At 75.3% G+C, this 10,112-nt stretch carries 9 protein-coding genes; 6 read left to right on the top strand and 3 right to left on the bottom strand.

All coding sequences use genetic code 11. The features are described from left to right. Positions 1 to 2: 2 nt before the first annotated feature. Both ACFU7Z_RS27705 and ACFU7Z_RS27700 read right to left on the bottom strand, forming a co-directional pair. Positions 3 to 2,213: a helix-hairpin-helix domain-containing protein gene (locus ACFU7Z_RS27705; protein ID WP_380780357.1), complete on the bottom strand. Its 2,211-nt coding sequence runs from the start codon at positions 2,211 to 2,213 to the stop codon at positions 3 to 5. Positions 2,214 to 2,272: 59 nt separating this feature from the next. After that, positions 2,273 to 3,253 (bottom strand): aldo/keto reductase, encoded by a 981-nt coding sequence (locus ACFU7Z_RS27700; protein ID WP_380780355.1) that lies wholly within the window; start codon positions 3,251 to 3,253, stop codon positions 2,273 to 2,275. A gap of 240 nt (positions 3,254 to 3,493) precedes the next feature. Here ACFU7Z_RS27700 and ACFU7Z_RS27695 point away from each other — a divergent pair, with 240 nt between their 5' ends. Further along, positions 3,494 to 4,540, top strand: a complete 1,047-nt coding sequence (locus tag ACFU7Z_RS27695; protein ID WP_117487218.1) for an LLM class F420-dependent oxidoreductase — start codon at positions 3,494 to 3,496, stop codon at positions 4,538 to 4,540. A gap of 51 nt (positions 4,541 to 4,591) precedes the next feature. Here the strand turns inward: ACFU7Z_RS27695 and ACFU7Z_RS27690 are convergent, their stop codons facing one another. Further along, complete coding sequence (locus ACFU7Z_RS27690) at positions 4,592 to 5,572, bottom strand: magnesium and cobalt transport protein CorA (RefSeq protein WP_049650995.1); 981 nt, start codon at positions 5,570 to 5,572, stop codon at positions 4,592 to 4,594. A gap of 161 nt (positions 5,573 to 5,733) precedes the next feature. Here ACFU7Z_RS27690 and ACFU7Z_RS27685 point away from each other — a divergent pair, with 161 nt between their 5' ends. The 5 genes from ACFU7Z_RS27685 to ACFU7Z_RS27665 all read left to right on the top strand — a co-directional run bounded on the left by ACFU7Z_RS27685 (position 5,734) and on the right by ACFU7Z_RS27665 (position 10,055). Then, the gene (locus ACFU7Z_RS27685; RefSeq protein WP_049650989.1) at positions 5,734 to 6,426 is read left to right on the top strand and encodes a histidine phosphatase family protein; all 693 of its coding nucleotides are present in this window, start codon (positions 5,734 to 5,736) and stop codon (positions 6,424 to 6,426) included. A 197-nt stretch (positions 6,427 to 6,623) separates the two neighbouring features. Further along, a complete protein-coding gene (locus ACFU7Z_RS27680; RefSeq protein WP_049650988.1) occupies positions 6,624 to 7,193 on the top strand; it encodes a DUF3090 family protein in 570 nt (189 codons plus the stop codon). 44 nt (positions 7,194 to 7,237) lie between these two features. Further along, a complete protein-coding gene (locus tag ACFU7Z_RS27675) occupies positions 7,238 to 8,035 on the top strand; it encodes an SCO1664 family protein (RefSeq protein ID WP_074002602.1) in 798 nt (265 codons plus the stop codon). A 180-nt stretch (positions 8,036 to 8,215) separates the two neighbouring features. After that, positions 8,216 to 9,094: an AraC family transcriptional regulator gene (locus tag ACFU7Z_RS27670; protein ID WP_049650987.1), complete on the top strand. Its 879-nt coding sequence runs from the start codon at positions 8,216 to 8,218 to the stop codon at positions 9,092 to 9,094. Between the two features lie 124 nt (positions 9,095 to 9,218). After that, positions 9,219 to 10,055 carry a carbohydrate-binding protein gene (locus ACFU7Z_RS27665; RefSeq protein ID WP_380780352.1) on the top strand — a complete coding sequence of 279 codons (837 nt, stop codon included), beginning with the start codon at positions 9,219 to 9,221 and terminating at the stop codon, positions 10,053 to 10,055. Positions 10,056 to 10,112: the final 57 nt, after the last annotated feature.

Raw genomic sequence — 10,112 nt, 5'->3', positions numbered from 1 at the left:
GGTCAGTACGCCGAGGCGGCGTTCTCGGCGAGGACCGCCCGCAGCCGGGTGGTGCGCGACTGCGCCTGGCGCTCGGCGACGGCCTGGACGAGCGCCGGGCCCGCCGCGTGCACCACGGACAGGTGCCGCTCGCCGCGGCCGAAGGCGGTGTAGACCCACTGCCGGGTGAGCGCCTGGGCGGCGTCGTCCGGGACGACCACGACCGCGCCCGGCCAGCGCCGGCCGACCGCCTGGTGGACGGTCAGCGCCCAGCCGTGCCGCAGCCGGGCGGCCTCGGCCGGCGGGACGGTCCGGTGCGAGCCGTCCGCGTACTCCAGGTGCAGACCGGTGGCGTCGCCGTCCAGCACCCGGGCCGGGCGGGTGACGCCGGGGGTGGGGGAGTCGACCACCCGGTCGCCCGGGTCGAAGCCGCCGAACCGGCCGGGGCCGGGGTTGAGCCGGGCCTTGGCGGCGGCGTTCAGCGCGCGGGTGCCGGCCGGGCCGCCGTGGCCCGGGGTGAGCAGCACCACCTGCTCGGCCGGGATGCCCAGCGCGCGCGGGATGGAGTCGGTGAGCAGCTGGACGGCGCGGTGGACGGCCTCGCCGGCGTCCTTGGCGGTCAGGATGACCACCTCCTTGTCCGGCGCCTCGACCGGCTGGAGCTCGCCGATGCCGACACCGGAGACCAGCTCGCCGATCGGGCCGAAGTCCGGGGTGCGGGAGGCGACCGCCGGGCAGGCCTTGGCGGCCAGCAGGTCGGCGAAGACCCGACCGGGGCCGGCCGACCAGAGCTGCCCCGGGTCCCCGCTGAGCACCAGCCGGGTGCCGTCGGCCAGCGACTCCAGGACGACGGCGGCCAGGTCGACGTCCAGCAGCGGGGCGTCCAGCACGACCAGCAGGTCCAGGGCGAGCGTGCCGTCCGGGGCGCGGCCGGGGCCGGCGGCGCCGGAGAGCAGCTCGGCGAGGGTGACCACGGGGGCCCCGGCGCCCGCCTCGGCGAGCGCGGCGAGGGAGTCCCGCCCCTGGTCCGTCCAGGTGGCGGCCCAGGCCCGCAGCCCGAGGCCGCGGGCGGCGGCGACCAGCGCGGCCGGCTCGGCGCGGGCCGCCTCACCGCCGGTGTGCAGCACCAGGGCGTGCTCGGCGACGGCCTTGATCAGGGCGGTCGCGGAGGAGGACGACGCGGCCTCGGCGGCGGCCGCCCAAGCGGCCGGGCCGGGGGCGGCGGTGGGCTGCTGGGCGGAGCCCTCGGCGGCCTCCGCCCCGGCCTCCGCGTCCTCGGAATCGGCGGCGGGCCCGCTCTCCTCGGCGTCCCCGGCCTCCTCGGCGTCCTCGCCCGGCACGAAGGTGGCCATCAGCTGGAGCAGCTTCTCGGCGAGGCTGTCCTCGGCCATCGCCAGCCCGGCCAGGGCGAGCAGCGTCCGGGTCGGCGCCTCGTCCTCCTCGTCGCCCCCCGCCGTGTGCGCCTCGGGGCCGGTCAGCTCCTCCTGGAAGGAGAGCACCCGCCCGTCCTCGACGGCGGCCTGGATCGCGGTGGCCGGCTCGGGCATCCGGAGCCGGTCGAGCCCGACCGCCACCTCGGCCAGCTCCAGGGCGGAGTGCCCGCGCAGCGCCGCCTGCTCCAGCAGCCACGGCACCAGAGCCCGGGCGCGGCGCTCGTCGCCCGGGCCGGCACCGGCGCCGAGCAGCTCCCGGGCGAAGCCGTCCGCGTGCTCGGGCCGGACGCCGGGCAGGCCCAGCACCGCCCACGGGTCCTCGCGCAGCCGTGCGGGCGCCTCCTCGCCGAGCGCGGCCACGGCGGCGGCCGCCAGGTCGGCCGGGGCGCCGCCGGCGGTCAGCACCTCGACGGTGGCGCGGAGCACCTCTTCGCGCTGCCGGTCGGACACCACCGGGGCGGGGGCGGCCGGGGCGGGAACCCGGGTCGGAACGGGGGCGGCCGCGACCGGGGTGGCCGGAACGGGGGCGGCCGGGACCGGGGCCGCAGCGGCCGGCTCCGGCTCCCCGGGCTCCGACCCGCCGGGCTCCGGGGCCTCCGCCGTCGGATCCTCCGCGGCCGGGGCTTCCGCCATCGAGGCCTCCGCACGGGCGGCACCCGCCCGTGCGGCACGGTCCGCGGCGTCCTCCGGCTGCATGCCGCGGATCCGCTGGGCCAGCTCCGCGAACTTCGCGGCCTTCGCCTCCGGGGTCAGCTTGGCCCCGGCGGTCACCTCCGGAGCGCCGTTCCCCGTGTCAGTCATCGTCGTCCGCTCCAAAGGTCACTCCACTGCAGGTTCTGCTCGACGACCCGGGCCGGTGGTCACAGCTCCGTCCACCCCTGGTCCGGGTAGTGGTGCACCGGTGACGAGATGTCGTTCAGCGCACCACGGATCTCATCCGGAAGCGTAAGCGCCTCCACCGACAGCGCCGACTGCAGCTGGGCCACCGTCCGGGCTCCGACCAGGGCGCTCGCCACCCCGGGCCGGTCCCGGACCCAGGCCAGCGCGACGGCCAGCGGGGTGCTGGCGAGCCCGTCGGCGGCGGTGGCGAGGGCGTCCACGATCCGCCGCGAGCGCTCCCCGAGGTACGGCTGGACGAACCCGGACAGGTACGGCGAGGCTCCGCGCGAGTCCTGCGGGACGCCGTGCCGGTACTTGCCGGTGAGCACCCCGCGCCCGAGCGGCGAGCCGGCCAGCACGCCGACCCCGGCGTCCAGCGCGGCGGGCAGCGCCTCCCGCTCGATGCCGCGCTGGAGCAGCGAGTACTCCAGCTGCGCCCCGGCCAGCGGCACCCGCCCGTGGTGGGCGTGCTGCCAGGCGGCGGACTTGGCGAGCTGCCAGCCGCTGAAGTCGCAGACCCCGACGTAGCGGGCGCGCCCGGAGGAGACGGCGATGTCGAGGGCGCTGAGCGTCTCCTCGACCGGGGTCACCGGGTCGAAGGAGTGCACCTGCCACAGGTCGACGTAGTCGGTGCCGAGCCGGCGCAGCGAGGCGTCCAGGGCGGCGAGCAGGTGGCCGCGCGAGCCGTCGAAGCGGCGGGCGGACTCGGGGACGCTGCCGGCCTTGGTGGCGATGACGAGTTCGGAGCGGGGGACCAGGCTGTCGGTGAGCCGGGAGATCAGGTACTCGGCGCCGCCGTCCGCGTACACGTCGGCGGTGTCGACCAGGTTGCCGCCGGCGTCGACGAACTCCTTGAGCTGCTCGGCGGCCTCCTGCTCGTCGGTGTCGCGGCCCCAGGTCATGGTGCCGAGGCCGAGTCGGGAGACCTGGAGGCCGGTACGGCCGAGGTGACGCTTTTCCATCGGACGGGCCTTCCACTGGCCGGTGGCCCCGGGAGCCCCGGCGGCCCTGTGAACGCGCAGGTGGGGAGAGCGCTCCCCACGTCGGCTGAGCGTAGCGGCCGGTGCGCGGAGAGAGGTGCAGACCCGCAGAACGATCAACAGCACCGGTGTGACCGGATCCACCCCTACCCGTCAGTAGCGTGTTCGGTGCGGGCACGGTTACCCTCGCGACCAACCCCAACCCACTGGAAGGTGCGGCAGATGCGACTCGGGATCAACCTCGGCTACTGGGGACTCGGCATGGACGCCGACAACATCGCCGTGGCCCAGGAGGCGGACCGCCTCGGCTACTCCGTCTGCTGGGCGGCGGAGGCGTACGGCTCGGACGCCGCGACGGTGCTCAGCTTCGTCGCCGCGAAGACCGAGCGGATCGACGTCGGCTCGGCCATCTTCCAGATCCCGGCGCGCACCCCGGCGATGACCGCGATGACCGCCGCGACCCTGGACACCCTGTCCGGCGGCCGGTTCCGGCTCGGCCTCGGCGTCTCCGGCCCGCAGGTGTCCGAGGGCTGGTACGGGGTGAAGTTCGACAAGCCGCTCGCCCGCACCCGCGAGTACGTGGAGATCATCCGCAAGGCGATGTCCCGCGAGCGCCTGGTGCACGAGGGCGAGCACTGGACGCTCCCGCTGCCCGGCGGCCCCGGCAAGCCGATCAAGCTCACCGTGCACCCGGTGCGCGAGCACATCCCGCTGTACATCGCCGCGATCGGGCCCAGGAACCTGGAGCTGACCGGCGAGATCGCCGACGGCTGGCTCGGCATCTTCTTCTCGCCCGAGCACGCCGCGCTCTCCCTCGACCCGCTGACGGCCGGCCGCGCCAAGGCCGGGAGGACGCTGGAGGGCTTCGACCTCTGCCCGACCGTGAACCTCGCGGTCGGCGAGGACATCAAGGCCGGGGTCGACGCCCTGCGCTCGTACGCCGCGCTCTACATCGGCGGCATGGGCAGCAAGGAGAAGAACTTCTACAACCAGCTCGCCCGGCGGATGGGCTACGAGCAGGCCGCCGACGAGGTCCAGGAGAAGTACCTCGCCCGGGACCACGCGGGCGCCGCGGCCGCCGTCCCGCACGACCTGATCGACGCCACCTCGCTGATCGGCGACACCGCCCGGATCGCCGACCGGATGCAGGCCTACGCCGAGGCGGGCGTCACCACGCTCACCCTGGCCCCGGCCGGGTTCACCCTGGACGAGCGGATCCTGGCGCTGCGCACCGGTGTCGAGGCGCTGGAGCGCGCCGGACTGGCCTGACCGGGGCCGGGTGTCCGAGCGGCCCGACCGCCTGTGGTCCGACCACCAGAGCTACAGCCAGTCGTGCCGCTTGAACACCCGGTGCAGCACCAGGCAGACCACCGTCATCAGCACCAGCACCGCCGGGTACCCCCAGATCTGGTGCAGCTCCGGCATGTGCTCGAAGTTCATCCCGTAGATGCCCGCGATCATGGTCGGTACGGCGGCCAGCGCCGCCCAGGCCGAGATCTTCCGCATGTCGTTGTTCTGCTGGACGCTGACCTGCGCCAGGTTGGCGTTCAGGATGTCGGACAGCAGCCGGTCCATGCCGTCCACCTGGTCGTTCACCCGGGCCACGTGGTCGGCGACGTCCCGCAGGTAGGGCGCGGCCTCGGGACGGACGAAGCGGGCGCCGCGCTCCAGGGCCAGCATCGGCTCCAGCAGCGGGCCGGTGGCCCGGCGCACGGACATCACCTGGCGCTTGTAGCCGTAGATCCGTCCGGCGGTGTCGCGGTCGACCCGGGAGGGGGAGAAGATGTCCGCCTCCAGTTCGTCCAGGTCGGTCTGGAGCCCGGCGGCCACGTCCATGTAGCCGTCGACGATCGTGTCGCAGACCGAGTGCAGCACCGAGCTGGGCCCGTACCGCAGCTGTTCGGGGTCCTGCTCCAGGGCGGCCCGCAGTCCGCCGAGCGGGCTGTCCTCGCCGTGCCGGACGGTCATCACGAAGTCCGGGCCGAGGAAGACCATCACCTCGCCGACCGTGACGACGTGCCCGCCGGGGTGGTAGCCGAGGGTCTTCAGCGCGACGAACAGCGAGCCCTTGTAGGCCTCCACCTTGGGGCGCTGGTGGGCGCTGACGGCGTCCTCGACGGCCAGCGGGTGCAGCGCGAACTCCTGGCCGACGCGGTCGAGTTCCTCGGCGGTGGGCTCGAACAGGCCTATCCAGACGAAGCCGTCCGGACCGGCCGCGCGGGCGGCGGCGAGTGCGCCGGCCAGGTCCTCGGGGGCCTCGATGCGGCGGCCGTCGTGGTAGGCGGCGCAGTGGACGATCATGCGGGCCATTGTCACCCGAGCGGGGCCGTCCGGCACGGATCCGGGGGATTCCGGTCCACCGGCCCCCGGCGGCCGGGGCGGTGGCGGACCCGGCCGCCGCGGGCCGGACGGGCGGGAAATCCGGTCTCCACGGCCGGGCCCGGAGGCCGTAGGCTGACCCCATGCCCACCCTGCTGCTCGTCCGTCACGGCCGCTCCACCGCGAACACCGCCGGAATCCTGGCCGGTTGGACCCCCGGCGTGGACCTCGACGACACCGGCCGGGACCAGGCCGCCGCGCTGGCCGGCCGACTGGCCGGCATCCCGCTGGTGCGGGCGGTCAGCAGCCCGCTGGAGCGCTGCCGGCAGACGCTGGAGCCGCTGCTGGCGGTCCGGCCCGAGCTCGGGCCGCCGGCCGAGGACGAGCGGCTGGGGGAGTGCCACTACGGCGAGTGGACCGGCCGTCCGCTGGCCGAGCTGGCCAAGGAGCCGCTCTGGCGCACCGTGCAGGACCACGCCGCCGGGGCCGCCTTCCCCGGCGGGGAGTCGCTGCGCGAGCTGAGCCACCGCACGGTGGACGCGGTGCGCGAGTGGAACCGGAGGATCGCGGACGAGCACGGCGAGGACGCGGTCTGGATCGCCTGCTCGCACGGGGACGTGATCAAGGCCGTGGTGGCGGACGCGCTCGGGCTGCACCTGGACCACTTCCAGCGGATCAGCGTCGAGCCCTGTTCGGTCACCGCGATCCGCTACACCCCGCAGCGGCCCTTCGTGCTGAGGATGGGCGACACCGGCGACCTCGCCTCGCTCGCCCCCCGGCCCGGCCCGGCGGCGGCCACCCCGGCCGGCGACGCGGTGGTCGGCGGCACCGTCTAGGCCGCGCCGCCGACGGGCCGTCCGGGGAGGCGCCGTCCGCGGCGGCACCGTTCGCTTCCCCGGGTGCCACCCCGCCCGCGGCCGTCGGCTCGGCTCCCCGGCCGGAGCCCGAAGGTCGTAGGGTGACTAGCGAGTCCATCCGGCCGCGGCCCGCCCCCGGCGGAACCGCGCCGACCGACACGATCCGGAGCGAGAGCGTGCCCCGTCAGGTCTTCTTCTACGACCAGCCCGAACGGTTCGTGGCCGGCACCGTCGGCCAGCCCGGCGCCCGGGCGTTCTACCTTCAGGCCAGCGCCCGGGGCCGGATCACCAGCGTGCTGCTGGAGAAGACCCAGGTCGCGGCGCTCGCCGAGCGCATCGAGGAGGTCCTGGACGAGGCGCTGCGGCGCAGCGGCGGCGACACGTCCATCCCGGCCGCCGCCCCGAACGACCTGCTCGACACCGCGCCGCTGGACCTTCCGCTGGAGCAGGAGTTCCGGGTCGGCACCATGGCCCTGGCCTGGGACAGCGTGGACGCCTGCCTGGTGGTCGAGGCGCAGGCGCTGGTCGAGGAGGAAGAGGAGGAGGACGCCGCCGAGGCGGCCTTCACCGACGACGAGAACGGCCCGGACATGCTGCGGGTGCGGCTGTCCGGCGCGATGGCCCGGGTCTTCGCCAAGCGCGCGCTGGACCTGGTCGCGGCCGGCCGCAAGCCCTGCCCGTTCTGCAACCTGCCGCTCGACCCGGAGGGCCACCTGTGCCCGCGCGCGAACGGCTACCGGCGCTGAACACCGACACCCCGCCGCAGGCCGACCCGTCGGCCGCCGCCGCGCTGGCCGCCGACGTGCCCACCGCCCTCGCGCTGCTGCGCCAGGGCGGGCTGACGGTGCACGGGCGGCTCACCGACGCCTCCAACGCCGCGCTGTACTGCACGGTGGCGCACGGCTCGCTGAGCGCGCAGGCCGTCTACAAGCCGGTCGCCGGGGAGCGCCCGCTGTGGGACTTCCCGGACGGCACGCTGGCCGGCCGCGAGGTCGCCGCGTACGAGCTGTCCGCCGCGACCGGCTGGGCGCTGATCCCGCCGACCGTGCTGCGCGACGGCCCGCACGGGCCCGGCATGCTGCAGCTGTGGGTCGAGCCGGACCCGACGGCCGAGCCGCTGCTCGCGCTCCAGGACCCGCGCGGCCCGGAGGCGGGCTGGCTGCCGATCGTCCGGGCCGAGGTCGAGGGCGGGCGGACGGCCCTGCTGGTGCACCACGACGACCGGCGGCTGCGCCGGCTCGCCGTCCTGGACGCGGTGCTCAACAACGCCGACCGCAAGGGCGGCCACCTGATCCCGGCCGCCGACGGCCGGGTGTACGGCATCGACCACGGCGTCACCTTCAACACCGAGGACAAGCTGCGCACCCTGCTCTGGGGCTGGGCCGGCGACCCGCTGCCCGCCGAGGCGCTGGAGGTGCTGGCCCGGCTGGCCGAACAGCTGGACGGCGAGCTCGCCGAGCGCCTCGCCCCGCACCTGACGGCGGCCGAACTGGACGCCACCCGGGCCCGGGTGGCCGCGCTGCGCGGCTCCGGCCGGCACCCGCTGCCGCCCGAGGACTGGCCCGCGATCCCCTGGCCGCCGGTCTAGGACGGGGCTTCGGCGGGTGCCGGCCGGAGCCCGAACCGGTGCCCCGGAGCGCCGGTGGTCCGGACCGCTCGCCGAAAACGGCGGCAGATGGTCTGGACCTGTCCCCGGAACAGGTCGCACACTGCTCCGATGGATGTGCGACGGACGACCCCCACCCCCCGAACCACGCCGGACCTGCCGTTGCACCGGTTACAGGTCCCGCTGCCCCAGCTGCTCCCCTTCGCCATCGGCAGTTTCGACGCGATCGGCCCGCTCTCCCGGGCCGGCTTCCCCCACCGGCACTCGTTCTACGAGATCGTCCACGTCACCGGCGGCCACGGCGCCCACGTCCTGGACCTCGTCCACCGGCCGCTGGCGCCACCGCAGTTGTGCGTGATCACGCCCGGCCAGGTGCACTACTGGGCGGACGCCGAGGAGCTGGTCGGCCGGGTCGTCCTGTTCAACGAGGACTTCCTGCTCGGCCACCCCCAGGACCTCGCCGCCCTGCGGGCGCTGGCCACCCGCCCGGCCCTCGCGCTCGGTGACCAGGCCGACGCGGTCGCCGCGCTGCTCGCCGACATGGAGTACGAGTACCGGACCAGGGGGCCCGGCTACCAGGGCGTGCTGCGGGCCAGCCTGCACATCCTGATCGTCCGGGCGCTGCGCGCCTGCGCCCCGGCCGACCGCCCGTCGGTGCCCGGCCGCCCGGCCGAAGTGGCCGCCGCCTTCACCCGGTTGATCGCCCGGCCGGGCGGGGTGCGGCACTCGGTGGCCTCCACCGCGCAGGAACTCGGCGTCTCCCCGGGGCACTTGCAGACCCTGGTGAAGCAGGCCACCGGCCGGACGCCCGGCGGTCTGATCCGCCGCCAGCAGACCTTGGAGGCCAAACGGCTGCTCGCCTGCACGGATTTGACGATCCGTCAGGTCGCCAAGGAGGCGGGCTTCGTCGACCCGGCGTACTTCTGCCGGTTCTTCCGCCGGGAGACCGGGATGACCCCGGGGGAGTTCCGGTCCAGGGTCGACGGAAATCACCACGATCCCCGGATCATGTCCATCGCGGTCGCACCGGACGGCCCGTAACTTTGCTGGTGGCCACCGGTGGCCGGTCCGGCGCGCACGGACGGGCGGCCGGTCCGGCCCTTGTCATGCCCCCACCATGGCAAGGGCCGCCCCCACCCCCCGCCTCACGATAAGGAGACGGCGCATGCCCACGCCCGACGGCATGATCAGCCGCAAGACCGTCCTCAAGGCCGCCGCCGCGCTCGGGGCCGCCCCGCTGCTCGTCGGCGGCGGGGTCGCACTGGCCCGGGACCAGATCGGCACCGGCGAGCCGCTCGCCCTCACCCCCGAGTGCCACGACGGCGACGCCCCCACCATCGAGCAGACCGAGGGCCCGTACTTCAAGCCCAACTCCCCGCTGCGCAGCTCGATGGTCAACGACGGCCCCGGCACCCGCCTGGTCGTCAGCGGCTACGTCTTCGGCCGGGCCTGCCGGCCCATCTCCGGTGTGCTGCTGGACTTCTGGCAGGCCGACGACGGCGGCAACTACGACAACAGCGGATACACCTTCCGCGGCCACCAGTTCACCGACGCCAACGGCGCCTACAAGCTGGACACCATCGTGCCCGGCCTCTACCCGGGCCGCACCCGGCACATCCACGTCAAGCTCCAGGCCCCCGGCCGCTCGATCGTCACCACCCAGCTGTACTTCCCGGGCGAGCCGCGCAACAACACGGACACCATCTACGACGCCCGGCTGCTGATGAACGTCCGGCAGAACGGGTCGACCCGCGAGGGCAGCTACGACTTCGTGCTGAACGTGGCGCAGACCCCGGGCACGCCGAGCCCCACGCCCACCCCGACCTCCACCTCCACCGGTGGCCCGACCACGCCGCCCGGCGGCAGCTGGGCCGCGGGCACCTCGTACAGCGCGGGCGACCGCGTGACCTACTCCGGCGTCTCCTACACCTGCCTCCAGGCGCACACCGCCATGGCCGGCTGGGAGCCGCCGAACGTGCCGGCCCTCTGGCAGCGGTCGTAGCGGCTCCGGCCGCTCCACCCGAGGAGCCGGGCGCCCGGTCGGCGGCAGGGCCGACCG

This window comes from Kitasatospora sp. NPDC057518 (assembly GCF_042802075.1).
In the GTDB taxonomy this organism is placed as follows: Bacteria; Actinomycetota; Actinomycetes; order Streptomycetales; family Streptomycetaceae; genus Kitasatospora.
Note: the sequence above shows the minus strand (reverse complement) of the source record. Positions and strands in the feature narration are given on the sequence as shown.